Raw genomic sequence first — 16,845 nt, 5'->3', positions numbered from 1 at the left:
GGGCGCGTTCGCGATGACGGCGCCCCGTGGTAGTCGAGGATGAGCCGCGGGTCAGCCGGCAAGCCCCATCGCCATGGTCGCCCGGGTCGTCAGTACCGTCAGGGCGACGATCAGGCACAGCGACAGCGCCGCGATCGCGAGCGAAGCCGCGACGGCACCTGTCAGCCGGGAAGAGACGACGGGGGCAGGTCGGCCCTGAAAGCCCACCACGCCGGACGTCCGAGTCATGGTCTAAATCCTTCAGCGTGCGAGCGAATCACTCGCGACGCAAACCAATGTCACAATTTCAACAGGCAATATTGGGGCGGCGGTCGCGCCGAACATGGCGAAATCGCGGCAAAGGTTAACGTTGTGCCCGGTATCCTGGACCCGCTCAGGCGCTTGCGGCGATGCTCGCTGGATCGTCGATATCGGCCGGCCGCCAGTCCATCGACACGAAGCCGGGCGCCTGCTCGACCCGCTTCAGCCAAGCCCGGACCGCCGGGAAGGTCGAGAGGTCGAAGTCGCAGCGGTCGGCAAGATGGGTGTAGCCGTAGAGTGCGATGTCGGCGACGGTGAGCTGGCGCGCGGCAAAATACTCGGCGGTCTTGAGGTGGTTTTCCATCACCTGGAGCGCGCCATAGCCACGCTCCATCCAGTCCTCCAGCGCGTGGGTCTGGAGATCGCGGCCGCCCTTGACCAGAGATAACCAGAAATAGGCGGCACCGATATTGGGCTCGAGCGCGTGCTGCTCGAAGAACATCCATTGCAATGCCTCGGCGCGGTCGATGCGTTGCTCGGGCGCGAGCGGCGTGCCGCCGGCCACGTACCAGAGGATGGCATTGGACTCAGCGAGGTAGCGGTCGTCGCCGACCTCGAGCAACGGCACTTGTCCGGAAGGATTCTTCGCAAGAAAATCCGGCGTGCGGCTCTCGCCGCGCAGAATGTCGATCTCGATTGCCTGGTAGGGTACGTTCAACAGCGCCAGCGCAAGGCGGACCTTGTAGCTGTTGCCGGAGCGTTGCATCGAATAGAGCTTGTACATTCGAGAGGTTCTGATCCGGTGACGGGAAGGCGCCGCTTGTTGCCCTGCAACGCGGCTAAACAATGATGCCGTTGCGAATCCGCCGCAAGGGCCGCGCGCTAGAAAAACTTGAAATCGCTACTGCACTGCAACGCTGCAAAAAATCATTTCAACACGACAGAACAATTCGCATCACGCTTGCGTCAGGTTGTGCTCATCTCGCGCCTGGAATGGTTGCGGTATCATCCGCGCGATCAGTTTGCATCGTTAGGTTGCATGCCCGCGTCAGAAATGGCGGCTCGCAGCTTCGATAAGGAACGAAATTGCTCGGAGGACAATGCTTGCCGGATATGAGCCATTTCGGCGGCAAAGTTTAGGAATATTGCGCAAATCCGGGCCTCGTTGGTGCCGATCCGTAAACTTTTGCCCTGACCGGGCCGAAGTTTCTTGCGGTGCAGCGGCACCCGTCCTAGGGTGCATCATTCCCACAATCAGAGTCGTGACACCCAAGGGCTCACGACGCTTGCCAGGAGATGATGATGTCCTTCCTTGCCGCTGCGCTCGACCGTGTGAAGCCGTCCGCGACCATCGCGGTCACGGATAAAGCACGCGCGCTGAAAGCGGCGGGCCGCAACGTCATCGGCCTCGGCGCGGGCGAGCCCGACTTCGACACGCCCGCCAACATCAAGTTGGCCGCGATCCGTGCCATCGAAGCCGGCAAGACCAAGTACACCGCGGTCGACGGCATCCCCGAGCTGAAGGAAGCGATCATCGCAAAGTTTCAGCGCGAGAACGGCCTCAGCTACAAGCCGAACCAGGTGATCGTCGGCACTGGTGGCAAGCAGGTGCTCTACAACGCGCTGATGGCGACCATCAATCCGGGTGACGAGGTGATCATCCCGGCGCCCTATTGGGTCAGCTATCCTGAGATGGTCGCGCTCGCTGGCGGCGAGCCCGTGCCGGTGGTCTGCACCGCCGCGACCGGCTTCAAGCTCCATGCCGAAGCGCTCGAGCGCGCGATCACGCCGAAGACCAAATGGGTCATCCTCTGCTCGCCGTCGAACCCGACCGGCGCGGCCTACACCAAGGCCGAGCTGAAGGCGCTCACCGAAGTGCTGGTCAGGCATCCCCATGTCTGGGTGATGACCGACGACATGTACGAGCACCTCGTCTATGACGACTTCCAGTTCACCACCGTCGCGCAGGTCGAGCCGAGCCTCTACGACCGCACGCTCACCGTGAACGGCGTGTCCAAGGCCTATTGCATGACCGGCTGGCGCATCGGCTATGCCGGGGGTCCGGCGCAGCTCATCAAGGCGATGTCGACCATCCAGTCGCAATCGACCTCGAATCCCTGCTCGATCGCGCAGTGGGCCTCGGTGGAAGCGTTGAACGGTCCGCAGGATTTCATCCCCGCGAACAACAAGGTGTTCAAGGAGCGCCGCGATCTCGTCGTCTCCATGCTCAACCAGGCGAACGGCATCGAGTGCCCGCGCCCCGAGGGTGCGTTCTACGTCTATCCGTCCTGCGCGGGCACGATCGGCAAGACCGCGCCGTCGGGCAAGGTGATCGGAAACGACGAGGTGTTCGTCACTGAGCTCCTCGAGAGCGAAGGCGTCGCGGTCGTGCAGGGCTCGGCCTTCGGCCTCGGTCCGGCCTTCCGCATCTCATACGCGACCAAGACCTCCGATCTCGAAGACGCCTGCAAACGCATCCAGCGCTTCTGCGGCAACCTGCGTTGAGCCGCCGAATGAATGAAACAAAAGGCCCGCTTTCAGGCGGGCCTTTTTTTTGAACCGCAGGCGATCTGGAACCACCAAGATTATTGTGGCATAGAGCATCGCGCGCCGCGTGTGCGGCGCACTCTCTGCTCGCATCACATCACAGCCGGAGACTTTCCATGCGCCGTTCACTCCTCCTCGCCGGGCTTGCCGCGTCTGGCCTCGTTGCGTCCGTCGCGGGTGCGAGCGCGCAGCAGCGGATGGTGCAGGTCGGCGTGCTCGAATGCCGCGGCGGCGCCAGCATCGGCTTCGTGGTTGGATCAGTGACCAACCTTGGCTGCGTGCTGCGGGCCGAGGGCTTGCCGGAGGATCGCTACGTCGCGACCATTCGCAAAGTCGGTCTCGATCTCGGCATCACCCAGGAGACGGCGCTGGCGTGGGGCGTGTTCGCGCCCGTCGACCGTCTCGGGCCTGGCGACCTCTCGGGCAACTATGCCGGCGCGCAAGGCAGTGCGTCGGTCGGCGTCGGCTTAGGGGGCAACGTGCTGGTCGGCGGCTCCAATAATTCGATCGCGCTCCAGCCGCTCAGCGTGCAGGGCCAGGTCGGACTCAACGTCGCCGCGGGCCTCGAAAGCCTGGAACTCCGCCCGGGTCGCTAACTCGCGGTCAATTGTAGTTGAGTCCACGCCAGCCGAGGAGCTCCGTACACCTCTCCCTGCTTGGGAGAGGTGCGACGTTCCGAGGCGCCGTGCCGGACCTGATCTCATCAATCGCTGAGACTTGATCTAACGGACGACGCACCGCAGCGACGTTTCGCGCTTGCCAAAATGGAGGGACCGGCAGAGCATTGACCTTTGCCGACCCAATCACGGGCCGAGCTCCACATGAAGGAGGCGGCGAATGGGACAAGACGTCAGAAGTCCCCGAGGTCCACGGTGCATTGCACTGGTGGGCCCTTTCCAAAGCGGTAAAACCACTCTTCTCGAAGCGATTTTGGCACGAACGGGCGCAATCCCGCGTGCCGGTAGCGTCGATGCCGGTACTTCGGTGGGCGACGCCACGGCAGAGGCCCGCCATCACAAGATGACCGTGGGCCTGACGGCTGCCACCACGAGTTTCATGGGCGACAGCTACACCTTCCTCGATTGTCCGGGTTCCGTTGAGTTCGCTCACGACATGCGCGCGGCGCTGCCCGCGGTCGACGCAGCGGTCGTTGTGTGCGAGGCGGACGAGAAGAAGCTGCCGCAGCTTCAGATCATCCTGCGCGAGCTGGAGGAGATGAAGATCCCGCGCTTTTTGTTCCTCAACAAGATCGATCGCGCCAATAAGCGCATTCGCGAGACGCTCGAGACGTTGCAACCGGCCTCCCGCGTGCCGCTGGTGCTGCGCCAGATTCCGATCTGGAGTGGCGAGCTGATCGAGGGCTTCGTCGATCTCGCGCTCGAGCGCGCCTTCGTCTATCGCGAGCACAAGGCCTCCGAGGTCATCGCGCTCGAAGGCGGCAATCTCGACCGCGAGAAGGAAGCCCGCTTCTCGATGCTGGAGAAGCTCGCTGATCACGACGATGCACTGATGGAGCAACTGCTCGAAGACATCCAGCCGCCGCGTGATGCCGTGTTCGACGATCTCTCGCGCGAACTCCGCGAAGGCCTGATCTGTCCGGTGCTGCTGGGCGCGGCGGCGCGCGAGAACGGCGTGCTGCGCCTGATGAAGGCGCTGCGCCATGAGGCGCCCGGCATTGCCGAGACCGCCAAGCGGCTTGGCGCGCCCGATACCAAGGATGCGCTCGGCTATGTCTTCAAGACACTGCATTCGCAGCATGGCGGAAAGCTGTCGCTGACGCGGTTGCTTGCCGGCCATCTCGACGACGGCGCCACGCTGCAATCCGCCTCGGGTGGCGCGGGACGCATCTCCGGCATTCTCGCCGTCAACGGCGCCTATGATACCAAGCGCCCGTCGGCGGAGGTCGGCGACACGATCGCTCTTGGCAAGCTTGATGCGATCAAGACCGGCGACACGGTCTCGACCGGCAAGACCCAACCGTCTCAGCTGATCGCGGTCGAGCCGACGCCGCCTGTGCTTGCGATCTCGGTCGCGGCTACCGACCGCAAGGATGACGTCAAGCTTGGCCAGGCGCTTGCGCGGCTGCACGAGGAAGATCCCTCGCTGATGGTCGTGCAGAACGCCCAAACCCATGACACCGTGCTGTGGGGGCAGGGCGAGATGCACTTGCGCGTCGCCAGCGAGCGGCTGCGTGACCGTTTCGGCGTCAACGTCAAGTCTCATCCGCCGGCGATCGGGTACCAGGAGACAATCCGCAAGCCGATCGTCCAGCGCGGCCGGCACAAGAAGCAGTCCGGTGGCCACGGCCAGTTCGGCGACGTCGTGCTCGACATCAAGCCGCTCGCGCGTGGAGAAGGGTTCAAGTTCGCCGAGAAGGTGGTCGGCGGTGCGGTGCCTCGCAACTACATCCCGGCGGTGGAGGAAGGCGTCGTCGACGGCTTGACGCGCGGCCCGCTCGGCTTCCCCGTCACCGACGTCGCGGTGACGCTGACCGATGGCTCCTTTCACAGCGTCGACTCCTCCGATCTCGCGTTTCGCACGGCGGCGCGGGTCGGGCTCAACGAAGGCCTGCCGCAATGCCAGCCGGTGCTCCTGGAGCCGATCCATGTCGTCGAGATCGTCTGTCCGACGGATGCCACCGCCAAGATCAACGCGATCCTGTCGGCGCGCCGCGGCCAGATCCTCGGCTTCGACACCCGCGACGGCTGGAGCGGCTGGGACTGCGTGCGTGCCATGATGCCGGAGGCCGAGATCGGCGAGCTGATCGTCGAGTTGCGTTCGGCGACCGCCGGCTCCGGCAGCTTCACCCGCCAGTTCGATCACATGGCCGAGGTGACGGGGCGCGCCGCCGATCAGATCATCGCCGCGCATCGCGACGCGGCGTGACGGTGGCATTGCGTTTGACGGCCGGCCCCCGGGCCGGCCGTCAGCGTTCCTCTTTGTAAATTATTGGAGTTAGTGACCCTTGCTGGGCGCAGGTTTGCCGCTGGCCGCCCGCGGGCGACGCTCGCGTGCTTGACAGCGCGGGCCGGACGCGAAATGGATCGCCGAGAAATTCCCGGGAGGGATCGTTGCGAACCTGCGCCATCGAGGAAAACCGTGTCTAAGACGCCCGTAGCCTGTCTGATCGGATGGCCGGCGGCGCATTCGCGCTCACCGCTGATCCACCGCTACTGGCTGCGTACGCTCGGCATCGAGGGCGGCTATGTGATCGAGGCGGTGCCGCCGGACGACTTGCGCGACTTCGTGCTCCGGCTGTCGTTGCACGGTTTCGTCGGTGCCAACGTTACGATCCCGCACAAGGAAGACGTGCTCGCGCTCTCGATACCGGATGCGCGCGCCAAGGCGGTCGGTGCTGCCAACACGCTGTGGCTCGCGGGAAGCGAGCTGCATTCGACCAACACGGACGTCGAAGGCTTCATCAACAATCTCGACGCCAGCGCACCGGGTTGGGATGCGGCCGAGGAGGCGCTGGTGCTGGGTGCCGGCGGCTCATCGCGCGCGGTCGTGTTCGGCCTGCTCGAACGTGGCGTCAGCCGCGTCCATCTGGCCAACCGCACCATTGCGCGGGCCGAGGCGCTTGCGACGGCGTTCGGTTCGCGCGTGCAGCCCCTGGCCTGGGACGCGATCGGTGACGTGCTGCCGCGGGCAAGGCTGCTCGTCAACACGACCTCCCTCGGCATGCGCGGCCAGCCGGCGCTCGAACTCGAGATCGCGCGCCTGCCGCAACAGGCGGTCGTTGCCGACCTCGTTTATGTTCCGCTGATCACGCCACTGCTTGCAACCGCGCAGGCGCGCGGGCTGAAGACCGCCGACGGGCTCGGCATGCTCTTGCACCAGGCGGTGCGCGGCTTCGAGCTGTGGTTCGGCAAGCGGCCGCAGGTGACGGCGGAGCTGCGCGCGCTGGTCGAAGCCGATCTCACAAAATCTTGAGAGAATAGGACGCGGCCGCCGGGGTCCTGTCCTAGTGGGACAATCGGAGACTTTTCATGCCTGTTCAACGTGCAACTTTCACACGTCCGCTCGTCGCTGTCGCGATGGTGGGCCTGTCCACGCTCTATGCCGTCGCGCAGCAGGCGCCGGTGCCGACGCGGGTGCGTGGAACGATCGAAAAAGTCGACGGCGACGTGCTTGCCGTCAAGTCGCGCAGCGGCGAGGACGTCAAGCTTCGTGTCGCATCCGACCTGCGGGTCGCGGGGATCACCAGGATCGCCCTTTCCGATATCAAGGTCGGCTCCTTCATCGGAGCGACCACGGTGCCGGGACAGGATGGTGGCCAGAACGCCGTCGAGGTCCATGTCTTTCCGGAAAGCATGCGCGGCACCGGCGAGGGCTCGCGCCCCTGGGACCTGAAGCCGAACTCCAGCATGACCAATGCGACGGTGGCCGAAAGCGTGGTCGGCAATGACGGCCACACACTGCTGGTCAAGTACAAGGACGGCGAGAAGAAGGTGTTCGTCTCCGCCGATACGCCTGTGGTCACCTACGTGCCCGGCGAGAAATCGGACCTCAAGGCTGGCGCCAAGATCATCGCCTTCGTCAAGCAGCTGCCGGACGGATCGTTCGAGGCCAGCCGGGTCAGCGTCGGCCGCGACGGCCTGACGCCGCCGATGTGAGGCGCTCCCCGTGCGCGGGTCGGTTTTTGTGATCGGAACAAAGCGCAGGAAAGCGGAATAGGCATCCAGGTCCGGGGTTGCGATGATTGACCGGCGCAACCGCCCTGGAGAGACAGGCCATGCAGGAACTGATCACCCGGAGGCCATGCAGGCGCGTGGCCTCGCTCGCTACCATTGCCATTCTGTCTTCTACCATTCTGTCGTCTGCCATTCTGACTTCGATCGCATCGGCGCAGCAGGCGCCGACGGTGCGTATCCGCGGGACCATCGAGGCCGTCGATGGCAACATGCTCGGCATCAAGACCCGCGAAGGCAGTGACGTGAAGGTGCGCATGACCGACAACGTCGCCGTGTTCGCGGTCGTGAAGACCGCGCTGTCGGAGATCAAGGAGGGCTCTTATATCGGCGTCACCGGCATGCCCGAGCCCGACGGGTCGCAGCGGGCGATTGCCGTGCACATCTTCCCGGAGAACCAGCGCGGCGCGGCCGAAGGTTTTAGACCGTGGGATGCACGCGCCAACTCGACCATGACGAATGCGACCGTGGCCGAGACGGTCAAGGGCACCGACGGCCAGAATATCCTGCTCAAATACAAGGACGGCGAGAAGAAGATCGTGGTGCCGCCGGACACGCCGATCGTCACCTTCGTCGCCAGCGACAAGTCCGAGGTGAAGCCGGGCGCCAAGCTCATCATCTTCGGCGCGGCCAAGAAGGAGGACGGCTCGCTCGAAGCCAATCGCGTCAATGTCGGCCGCGACGGAGTGACGCCCCCGATGTGACGGCCGGCGTCACTTCCGGGGCGACACGGCTCGTCGTCCGGACCTGGGTTTCAGGGAGCCATCAAAGCGTTAGACCGATCCGAGCCCGGTCGACCGGTCGACCCCAGCAGGCTGCGGGTGCGCCGGTAGCCTGTTGAGCCCGGTCCATTTTGGTCGAAAGCCACCCTTCCTCCCGCGCGGGCCGTCGTATATCAGAGATTTGCCATCGAACCTGCCGATAATCCTCGGGAGCCAATTGCGATGGCGATGGTTATTTAATCCAAAGATCGCAATCTGACCTTAAGTCGATGCTGAGCGCATGCGACTATTCAACCGGGGTACGGCATGGCAAATCGATTGACGACGGCGCAATCCACTCGGGCGATGCGGCGTTGGCGGCCTGCCGGCCTTGTGACGATCGCGGCGATGGCCGTGCTGACGGCGCTGGCCACCGACGCCGCAGCGGCGAAGCAGGCGCGCCCCGCAGCCGAAGCGGTTGCGCCGCGCGCGGCGGGCGAGCCGATCATGGCGATCGTGTCGATCAAGAGCCAGCAAGTCACCTTCTACGACGCCGACGGCTGGATCCTGCGCGCACCGGTGTCGACCGGCACCACGGGACGCGAGACGCCGGCGGGTGTCTTCGCCGTCATCGAGAAGGACAAGGATCACCACTCGACCATGTATGACGATGCCTGGATGCCGAACATGCAGCGCATCACCTGGAACGGCATCGCGCTGCATGGCGGGCCGCTGCCCGGCTATGCGGCCTCACACGGCTGCGTGCGGATGCCCTATGGCTTTGCGGAGAATCTGTTCGACAAGACGAACATCGGGATGCGGGTGATCATCTCGCCGAACGACGCCGCACCAGTCGATTTCTCTCATCCGACGCTGTTCGTGCCTAAGAAGGAGGCCATTGCCGCGGCCCCGGCGCGGGCTGATACGCTTTCCCGCGAGGCGGAGGAGGCCACCGGGGCCGCCGACGAGACGAAGAAAGTCGCCACGACGACGGCACGCGAGGCCGCATCGCTCCCGGCATTGCTGCGCAATCTGGAACGGCTCAAGAAGAGCGCTGATGCCGAGCTCGCATACGCCGACAAGGTCCTCGCCGCCGCAAAGACCGATCAGGCGAGGGCCCGGGCCGAGGAGCTGAAGCAAAAAGCTGCCACCAAGGCTGCCGACGCGGCGACGCAGCTCGACAGCGCCAAAGCGAACGCGCAGCCGAAGCGCGACGCCGCCGCTGCCGCCAAAGACGCCGCCAAGGCGGCGGCGACCAGGAAGGCCGACGCCGTCAAGGCGGCGACCGAGGCGAAACTCGCGCTCGAACCGGTCTCGGTCTACATCAGCCGATCGACGCAGAAGCTCTACGTGCGGCGCAATACGCATAAGCCGGCGCCGGACGGCGGCGGCGAGGTCTTTGATACGAGCATCGAGGTTCCCGTTGCGATCCGCAATCCCGACAGGCCGCTCGGCACTCACATTTTCACGGCGATGGCGAAGAGCGATTCGGGCCTGCGCTGGAGTGTGGTCACGATCGACAGCGGCGACGACGCCAAGGACGCGCTCGACCGCATCACCATTCCGCAGGATGTGCTTGACCGTATCGCGCCGACCGCTGTGCCGCGGTCCTCGATCATCATCTCTGACGAGCCTCTGAGCAGCGAGACCAACTATCGCACCGAGTTCGTCGCGGTGCTGAACAACCAGCCCCAGGGCGGGTTTATTACGCGCAAGCCGACGGCCCCCATGGCCGTTGCGAGCGACGACGGTTGGGACAACAACGGCGGCTTCGGTTTCTTCTTCCAGCCGCGTGACCCGAACCTGCAACCCGTCAATCCGCGCCGGCGCGGCGGCGGCCAATACTGGCAGCCGCAACAGGGCTGGTGGTAAGACGCGCGCTACGTCGCGCGCGGGTCGTCCTTCGCAAGACCCTCATGGTGAGGAGCGCGGAGCGCGTCTCGAACCATGAAGGCCGAGATCTTACCCGCGGCCATCCTTCGAGACGCGCGTTCCGCGCTCCTCAGGATGAGGAAAAGAGTGCTTGTGACGCAGTAGGACTAGACCGCGATGATGTGGTCGTCGATCTCGTCCACCCTGTTGACGCCGCACAGGCCCATGGTCGTCAGCAGCTCCTTCTGAATGATGTCGATCGCCTTGGCGACGCCGGCCTGGCCGCCGGCGCCCAGCCCATACGCATAAGCGCGACCGATCATGCAGGATTTTGCACCGAGCGCGAGCGCGCGCATGACGTCCTGGCCGGAGCGGATGCCGCCGTCGAACATGATCTCCATCTTGTCGCCGACCGCATCCGCGATCTCAGGCAGCACCTCGATCGACGACGGCGCGCCGTCGAGCTGCCGGCCGCCATGGTTGGAGACGACCAGGGCTTGCGCGCCGGTCTTTGCGGCCTCCTCGGCATCCTCGACGTCGAGGATGCCTTTGATGATGAGCTTGCCCGGCCAGATGCTGCGGACCCACTCGACGTCCTTCCAGCTCAGCGATGTGTCGAACTGCGAGGCGGTCCATTCTGCGAGGCGATTGAGATCCTCGGTGTTCTTCACGTGGCCTGCGATGTTGCCGAAGGTGCGGCGCTTGCCGCGCAGCACGCCCGAGACCCAGGTCGGCTTGGTCGCGAAATCGACGAGTTTCGACAGCGACCACTCCGGCGGCACCGTCATGCCGTTCTTGATGTCGGCATGGCGCTGCCCGATCACCTGGAGATCGACGGTAAGCACCAGCGCGCTGCACTTGGCGGCAATCGCGCGCTGGATCAGGTCCTTGATGAAGCCGCGATCCTTCATCACGTAGAGCTGGAACCAGAACGGCTTCTCGACATTGGCGGCGATGTCCTCGATCGAGCAGATCGACATCGTCGACTGCGTGAACGGAATGCCCGCGGCTTGCGCTGCGCGGCAGGCGTGGATCTCGCCGTCGCCGTGCTGCATGCCGAGCAGCCCGACCGGCGCGAGAACGAGCGGCATCGTCGAGGGCTCGCCGAGGATCATGGTCGAGGTGTCGCGCTTGGAGACGTCGACCAGGATGCGCTGGCGAAACTTGATCTGCTGGAGATCGTCGCGATTGGCGCGCAGCGTTTCCTCGGCATAGGAGCCGCGGTCGCAATAGTCGAAGAACGCTTTCGGCACGCGCCGCTTGTGCAGCGCACGTAGGTCTTCAATGCAGGTGATATGCTTCATGACGTTCCCCGGCCCGTCCTTGCGTCGACGGATTTAGGGGTCATCTAGCATGGATGGGTGCTCAGCCAAATTGTTTGCGAAGAGGCCGCCATGACCAGACCGCGATCCGCGCCGAAATCCAGCGAGGCCGATGAGAAGCATCGCCTCGACGAGGCCCTCGAGGAAGGATTGGAGGAGACTTTTCCTGCCTCCGACCCCGTCAACGTCACTCAGCCCCCTCCGACCCGCGGCGACCAGCACGTAAAGCGTTCCGTTTAGGCACGGGTTCCAGCCTCGCAAGGCCTCTTGGGCAAGAGTTTCAGCGTTAACAACAGGTTATTGGGCCGGCGGCGGGCCGGGTTCCGTAACGATTCATTATATTTCTTGAAGCCAATTTAGCTGTGATGGCATTATAAGAACGCCAGCGAAATCAGGAATGGCGGAGCCGTGCATGGCATCCGCTAGTTGCATTGGGGATTCCTGGTTGCCGCGTGGGGGACTCATATGAGCCGCAAATATTTCGGGACCGACGGGATTCGAGGTCGCGCCAACGGACTGATCACACCGGAGCTCGCGCTCAAGGTCGGCCAGGCCGCCGGCCTTGCATTTCAGCGTGGTGACCATCGCCATCGGGTCGTGATCGGCAAGGACACGCGCCTGTCCGGCTACATGATCGAATATGCGATGGTCGCGGGCTTCACTTCCGTCGGCATGGACGTGCTGCTGGTCGGCCCGATGCCGACGCCGGCGGTCGCGATGCTGACCAAGTCGATGCGCGCTGATCTCGGCGTCATGATCTCGGCCTCGCACAATCTGTTCGAGGACAACGGCATCAAGCTGTTCGGTCCGCAGGGCTTCAAGCTGTCCGACGACGTCGAGAGGCAGATCGAGCAGTTGCTCGACGAATCCCTCGACAAGAAGCTTGCACAAAGTGCGAGCTTGGGCCGAGCCCGCCGCATCGACGGCGTCCATGACCGCTACATCGAATTCGCCAAGCGCACGCTGCCGCGCGATCTGTCGCTCGACGGGCTGCGCGTCGTCGTCGATTGCGCCAATGGCGCTGCCTACAGGGTGGTGCCGGAAGCGCTGTGGGAGTTGGGCGCCGACGTCGTGCCGATCGGCGTCGAGCCCGACGGCTTCAACATCAACAAGGAATGCGGCTCGACCTCGCCGGAAGCGCTGTCGAGGAAGGTGCGCGAGATGCGCGCCGACATCGGCATCGCGCTCGATGGTGACGCCGATCGCGTCATCCTGGTTGATGAGCGCGGCCACATCGTCGATGGCGACCAACTGCTCGCGGTGATCGCCCAGAGCTGGAAGGAAGACGGGAGGCTGTCGCGGCCCGGCATCGTCGCGACCGTGATGTCCAATCTCGGGCTCGAACGTTTCCTGAAAGGGCAGGGGCTTGATCTCGTGCGCACGCCGGTCGGCGACCGCTACGTGCTCGAGCAAATGCTGAGCGGCGGCTACAATCTTGGCGGCGAGCAATCCGGCCACATCATCCTGTCCGACTACGCCACCACCGGCGACGGCTTCGTTGCCGCCTTGCAGGTGCTGGCGGTGGTGCAGAAACTGCGGCGTCCGGTCTCCGAGGTCTGCCATCGCTTCGATCCGCTGCCGCAGATACTGAAGAACGTCCGCTACAAGAGCGGCAAGCCGCTCGACGACAGCGACGTCAAGTCGGCGATCTCCGACGGCGAGAAGCGGCTCAACGGCCACGGCCGGCTGCTGATCCGCTCCTCGGGCACCGAGCCCGTGATCCGCGTGATGGGCGAGGGCGAGGACCGCATCCTGGTCGAGGAAGTCGTCGACACGATCGTCTCCGCGCTCGGACAGGCTGCGGCTTAGGCGCAGCTCCCTTCCTCCTCCCCTTGTAGGAGAAGGTGGCGCGTAAGTATCGTAGGGTGGGCAAAGCGAAGCGTGCCCACCGCTTCATTTCATTCGAGGATAGATGGTGGGCACGGCGCAAGTGCGCCCTTGCCCACCCTACGATTCCGGACTCGCGGACAGAGTCAAACCCACGCATCCCAGCCATGGGCGATTGGCGGTGGTTCGGCCGCCGTCAGCATCGTACCTGTGAGATCGCGGCAATCTGCCGCGCAGGGGTTGCTGTATTGAACAAGCCTGTCGTCGTCTCTGATAAAACGTTGACCGAGCCGGTCGTCGTGACCGATGTCGCGCCCGTCGCGAAGATCACGAGCGCAGGGCCGGCCTATGTCGTGCTCGCCGGCATCAGCTTCTCGCATTTTCTCAACGACACCATGCAGTCGTTGATCGCGTCGGTGTATCCGATCCTGAAGGACACCTACGCACTCGACTTCGCGCAGATCGGCATGATCACGCTGGCCTTTCAGTTCACGGCCTCGCTGCTCCAGCCGGTAGTCGGGCATTACACCGACAAGAAGGCGCAGCCTTACTCGCTCTCGATCGGCATGGCCTCGACCTTCTTCGGCCTGTTGCTGCTCAGCGCCGCGCATCAGTATCTCATCATCCTGGTTGCGGCCGCGATGGTTGGCCTCGGCTCGGCGGTGTTTCACCCGGAGTCGGCGCGCATCGCGCGGCTTGCCTCCGGCGGCCGCTACGGCTTTGCGCAGTCGGTGTTTCAACTCGGCGGCAGTTTCGGCACGTCGATGGGCCCGGTGCTGGCGGCGCTGATCGTGGTGCCGTTCGGGCAGGGCAGCATCGCCTGGTTCTCCTCGATCGCGTTTCTCGCGATTCTCATCCTCTGGCGCATCGGCCGCTGGTACGCGCCGCAGATCACGACGAAGAAGGAGAAGCCGATCCATGCGCATCCGGACGCGCCGAGCTCGCGGCGCGTCGCGGTCGCGCTTCTGGTGCTGGTGGCGCTCCTGTTCTCCAAGCAGCTCTACGTCTCGAGCCTGTCGAGCTACTACATCTTCTACCTGATCGACCGCTTCGGCGTGTCGACGCAGGCAGCGCAGATGTACCTCTTCATCTTCCTGGCAGCGAACGCGGTCGGCGCGTTCCTCGGCGGTCCGCTCGGGGATCGCTTCGGCCGCAAGATCGTGATCTGGATCTCGATCGTCGGCGCGCTGCCGTTCACGCTGGCGCTGCCCTATGCCGGGCTCTCCGCGAGCGCCGTGCTCACAGTGTTCATCGGGCTGATTATCTCCTCGACGACGTCCTCGATCATCGTGTTCGCGCAGGAGCTGGTGCCGCACCGCTTCGGGATGATCTCGGGCGTGTTCTTCGGCGTGGCCTTCGGAATCGGTGGCCTTGGCGCGGCCGTGCTCGGCAAGCTCGCCGACCACACCTCGATCGAGTTCGTCTATCAGATCTGCGCCTACCTGCCGGCGATCGGCCTGCTGGCTGTGTTCCTGCCAAAACTGCCGCAGCACGCGCGTTAATTCGACGTCTCGCAGGCCGCGGCACCTTCATACATCGTTAGTAATTGCTGCGCGCAGGCGCCGCAGTTTTGCAACGCTCTGGTCGCACGCGCGTGTGCGGTGAGAAAAAATCAACCTTAAAAATTAGGGTTAAGTGGCGCTTAAGCATTTAGTGCCATCGTCCGCCCGTGAGTTTCAGAAAGTGAGGCGTCCTTGTTTGCCTCACCGGCCAAAAGGACGAAGCCAATGCGTAGCGTTAAGTCTCTCCTTGCCGCGGGTGCGGCAACCTTGATCTCGTCGGTGGCGTTCGCCGCCGATATGCCGATTGCCGCGCCGCCCATGTACGCGCCGGCTCCGCCCGCAGACTTCGGCGGCTGGTATCTGCGCGGCGATATCGGCTTCAGCAACCAGCGCGTTGACCGGTTGAACAATGTGCTCGATGCCACCACGACTTCGTCGGTGCAGAACCTCAGCTTCAACAACGCAGGAATCTTCGGGCTAGGCGCCGGCTACCGGTTCAACAACTGGTTCCGTGCCGACGTGACCGGTGAATATCGGGGCAATTCGCAGTTCTTCGGCACCGACCGCATCACTTATCCCGGCGGCGTCGGCACCGACACCTATCACGCGACGAAGAACGAATGGGTGGTTATGGCCAACGCCTATGTCGATCTCGGTACCTGGTGGTGCATCACGCCGTTCGTCGGTGCCGGCATCGGCACGGCGCGGGTTGCGATCAACGGCTTTACCGATCAGAGCATCGCAAACAACGGCGCCGGTGCGGTGCCCGGTCTCGCATTTGGTGATAACGTTGCGAAGTGGAACTTTGCCTGGGCGGCGCATGCCGGTCTCGCCTACAAGGTTTCTCCGGCCTTCACGGTTGAGCTTGCCTATCGCTACCTCGACATGGGCGATGGTCTGACCGGCGACCTCAAGACATTCGACGGCACCAACAACGTCTTCAATCCGACGACGTTCAAGCACCTCACGTCGCACGACCTGAAACTCGGCGTGCGCTGGAATCTCGACAGCCCGCCGGTCTACGCGCCGCCACCGCTGGTCACCAAGGGCTGATCGGCCACCCGATCGCTTAAGACTTCTTAACGGCGCGGGAGGATCCCGCGCCGTTTTGCTTTGCGTAAAATTCATGGCCTGATCGTGTCGAAATCGCGCAACGCAACCATTGGTTAAGGTTAACGGGCCATGATCATCCGCAACAAGAGTTCGATGGAGCGTTGCGATGCGTGGGCTTTGGTTTGTGGCGGCGATATTGGGGTCGGTCTCTGCCGCACACGCGGCCGACATGCCGGATCTCCCTGTCCTGCGCGGCACGCTCACCGATGGCTTGAGCAGGACGACGCACACCTGGGACGGTTGGTACGCCGGCGGCCAGTTCGGCTTTGCCATCTCCGAAATGGACTTCAGCCACGCCCCGAAATCAATGACGGACTTCATGCTGCGCAACAGCGTGCTGCAGGATTCTGTCGGGGGATGGTCGCTGTTGCCCAAGAACCATGTTCAGTCGACGGGCTTCGGCGCCTTTGTCGGCCGGGACTGGCAGTTTTACGACGCAGTATTGGGTCTAGAGGCCAACTATAGCTACATGAACAACATGGCCTCGACGGCAAGCGATTCGATGGAGCGGTTGATCGTCAATCCCGACGGCGAAAGCCCGCCCACGGGCCATACGCATTCCTACGACACGTTGCTCGCAGGCGGCGCAAGTTTGCAGCTTAAGGATTACGTGACTCTGCGCGGCCGCGTCGGATGGGCAGGCGGAGACTTCATGCCTTATGCATTCGGCGGCCTCGCGATCGGACGGGCCGAAGTCTCGCGATTTGCGACTGTCTCCTACGTCCTATGGGACGACTATGACGTGACGGCGGGCGGTGTCACGACACACTACCACCAGCAGATCGGTACGGGCTCGATGACCCAAACCGAGCAGCGCACAAACTCCTTCATCTACGGTTGGACCGCTGGTCTGGGACTAGAGTATATGCTCTGGGATTGCGTGTTCCTGCGCGGCGAATGGGAGCATGTCGGGTTCTCGCCGGCCAAGAACATCTCCGTCAACCTGAACAATTTCCGTCTCGGCGCCGGCTACAAGTTCTGAGCGCAGCGCATAGCACCGGTTGACAGGACCGCTCTGCCCTGATGCTTT

At 63.8% G+C, this 16,845-nt stretch carries 15 protein-coding genes; 12 read left to right on the top strand and 3 right to left on the bottom strand.

Going from position 1 to position 16,845, the window contains the following annotated elements; translation table 11 throughout:
- Positions 1-51: 51 nt before the first annotated feature.
- A complete protein-coding gene (locus SO139_RS16730) occupies positions 52-228 on the bottom strand; it encodes a hypothetical protein (protein ID WP_449377885.1) in 177 nt (58 codons plus the stop codon).
- A gap of 145 nt (positions 229-373) precedes the next feature.
- Positions 374-1,024 carry a glutathione S-transferase family protein gene (locus SO139_RS16725; protein ID WP_449377886.1) on the bottom strand — a complete coding sequence of 217 codons (651 nt, stop codon included), beginning with the start codon at positions 1,022-1,024 and terminating at the stop codon, positions 374-376.
- Between the two features lie 518 nt (positions 1,025-1,542).
- Here SO139_RS16725 and SO139_RS16720 point away from each other — a divergent pair.
- From SO139_RS16720 to SO139_RS16690, 7 genes are all read left to right on the top strand, one after another.
- A complete protein-coding gene (locus SO139_RS16720) occupies positions 1,543-2,745 on the top strand; it encodes a pyridoxal phosphate-dependent aminotransferase (RefSeq protein WP_449377887.1) in 1,203 nt (400 codons plus the stop codon).
- Positions 2,746-2,903: 158 nt separating this feature from the next.
- A complete protein-coding gene (locus SO139_RS16715) occupies positions 2,904-3,383 on the top strand; it encodes a DUF992 domain-containing protein (protein ID WP_449377888.1) in 480 nt (159 codons plus the stop codon).
- A 241-nt stretch (positions 3,384-3,624) separates the two neighbouring features.
- Entirely contained in the window at positions 3,625-5,673 is a 2,049-nt protein-coding gene (locus tag SO139_RS16710; protein ID WP_449377889.1) for an elongation factor G, read from the top strand.
- A 213-nt stretch (positions 5,674-5,886) separates the two neighbouring features.
- Complete coding sequence (locus SO139_RS16705) at positions 5,887-6,720, top strand: shikimate dehydrogenase (RefSeq protein ID WP_449377890.1); 834 nt, start codon at positions 5,887-5,889, stop codon at positions 6,718-6,720.
- 56 nt (positions 6,721-6,776) lie between these two features.
- Complete coding sequence (locus tag SO139_RS16700) at positions 6,777-7,403, top strand: hypothetical protein (RefSeq protein WP_449377891.1); 627 nt, start codon at positions 6,777-6,779, stop codon at positions 7,401-7,403.
- Between the two features lie 119 nt (positions 7,404-7,522).
- Positions 7,523-8,182, top strand: coding sequence for a single stranded DNA-binding domain-containing protein (locus SO139_RS16695; protein ID WP_474798350.1), 660 nt, complete (start codon positions 7,523-7,525; stop codon positions 8,180-8,182).
- Between the two features lie 324 nt (positions 8,183-8,506).
- Positions 8,507-10,051: a L,D-transpeptidase gene (locus SO139_RS16690; protein WP_449377893.1), complete on the top strand. Its 1,545-nt coding sequence runs from the start codon at positions 8,507-8,509 to the stop codon at positions 10,049-10,051.
- A gap of 167 nt (positions 10,052-10,218) precedes the next feature.
- Here SO139_RS16690 and SO139_RS16685 read toward each other — a convergent pair whose 3' ends face one another.
- The gene (locus tag SO139_RS16685) at positions 10,219-11,355 is read right to left on the bottom strand and encodes an alpha-hydroxy acid oxidase (protein WP_449377894.1); all 1,137 of its coding nucleotides are present in this window, start codon (positions 11,353-11,355) and stop codon (positions 10,219-10,221) included.
- Positions 11,356-11,445: 90 nt separating this feature from the next.
- Here SO139_RS16685 and SO139_RS16680 point away from each other — a divergent pair, with 90 nt between their 5' ends.
- The 5 genes from SO139_RS16680 to SO139_RS16660 all read left to right on the top strand — a co-directional run bounded on the left by SO139_RS16680 (position 11,446) and on the right by SO139_RS16660 (position 16,797).
- Positions 11,446-11,613 (top strand): hypothetical protein, encoded by a 168-nt coding sequence (locus SO139_RS16680; RefSeq protein ID WP_449377895.1) that lies wholly within the window; start codon positions 11,446-11,448, stop codon positions 11,611-11,613.
- Positions 11,614-11,838: 225 nt separating this feature from the next.
- Positions 11,839-13,182: a phosphoglucosamine mutase gene (gene glmM / locus SO139_RS16675; RefSeq protein WP_449377896.1), complete on the top strand. Its 1,344-nt coding sequence runs from the start codon at positions 11,839-11,841 to the stop codon at positions 13,180-13,182.
- A gap of 266 nt (positions 13,183-13,448) precedes the next feature.
- Positions 13,449-14,702 (top strand): MFS transporter, encoded by a 1,254-nt coding sequence (locus tag SO139_RS16670; RefSeq protein ID WP_449377897.1) that lies wholly within the window; start codon positions 13,449-13,451, stop codon positions 14,700-14,702.
- A 225-nt stretch (positions 14,703-14,927) separates the two neighbouring features.
- Positions 14,928-15,755, top strand: coding sequence for an outer membrane protein (locus SO139_RS16665; RefSeq protein WP_449377898.1), 828 nt, complete (start codon positions 14,928-14,930; stop codon positions 15,753-15,755).
- Positions 15,756-15,921: 166 nt separating this feature from the next.
- Positions 15,922-16,797: an outer membrane protein gene (locus tag SO139_RS16660; RefSeq protein WP_449377899.1), complete on the top strand. Its 876-nt coding sequence runs from the start codon at positions 15,922-15,924 to the stop codon at positions 16,795-16,797.
- Positions 16,798-16,845 lie beyond the last annotated feature (48 nt).

It is taken from the genome of Bradyrhizobium sp. UFLA05-89, from assembly GCF_059803475.1.
This window is presented reverse-complemented; position numbering and strand designations above follow the sequence as displayed.

Excerpts from the sequence above, each read along its gene's own strand:
- SO139_RS16730 (WP_449377885.1), bottom strand. The coding sequence starts at position 228 with ATGACTCGGACGTCCGGCGTGGTGGGCTTTCAGGGCCGACCTGCCCCC.
- SO139_RS16725 (WP_449377886.1), bottom strand. The coding sequence starts at position 1,024 with ATGTACAAGCTCTATTCGATGCAACGCTCCGGCAACAGCTACAAGGTC.
- SO139_RS16720 (WP_449377887.1), top strand. The coding sequence starts at position 1,543 with ATGTCCTTCCTTGCCGCTGCGCTCGACCGTGTGAAGCCGTCCGCGACC.
- SO139_RS16715 (WP_449377888.1), top strand. The coding sequence starts at position 2,904 with ATGCGCCGTTCACTCCTCCTCGCCGGGCTTGCCGCGTCTGGCCTCGTT.
- SO139_RS16710 (WP_449377889.1), top strand. The coding sequence starts at position 3,625 with ATGGGACAAGACGTCAGAAGTCCCCGAGGTCCACGGTGCATTGCACTG.
- SO139_RS16700 (WP_449377891.1), top strand. The coding sequence starts at position 6,777 with ATGCCTGTTCAACGTGCAACTTTCACACGTCCGCTCGTCGCTGTCGCG.
- SO139_RS16695 (WP_474798350.1), top strand. The coding sequence starts at position 7,523 with ATGCAGGAACTGATCACCCGGAGGCCATGCAGGCGCGTGGCCTCGCTC.
- SO139_RS16690 (WP_449377893.1), top strand. The coding sequence starts at position 8,507 with ATGGCAAATCGATTGACGACGGCGCAATCCACTCGGGCGATGCGGCGT.
- SO139_RS16685 (WP_449377894.1), bottom strand. The coding sequence starts at position 11,355 with ATGAAGCATATCACCTGCATTGAAGACCTACGTGCGCTGCACAAGCGG.
- SO139_RS16680 (WP_449377895.1), top strand. The coding sequence starts at position 11,446 with ATGACCAGACCGCGATCCGCGCCGAAATCCAGCGAGGCCGATGAGAAG.
- glmM (WP_449377896.1), top strand. The coding sequence starts at position 11,839 with ATGAGCCGCAAATATTTCGGGACCGACGGGATTCGAGGTCGCGCCAAC.
- SO139_RS16665 (WP_449377898.1), top strand. The coding sequence starts at position 14,928 with ATGCGTAGCGTTAAGTCTCTCCTTGCCGCGGGTGCGGCAACCTTGATC.
- SO139_RS16660 (WP_449377899.1), top strand. The coding sequence starts at position 15,922 with ATGCGTGGGCTTTGGTTTGTGGCGGCGATATTGGGGTCGGTCTCTGCC.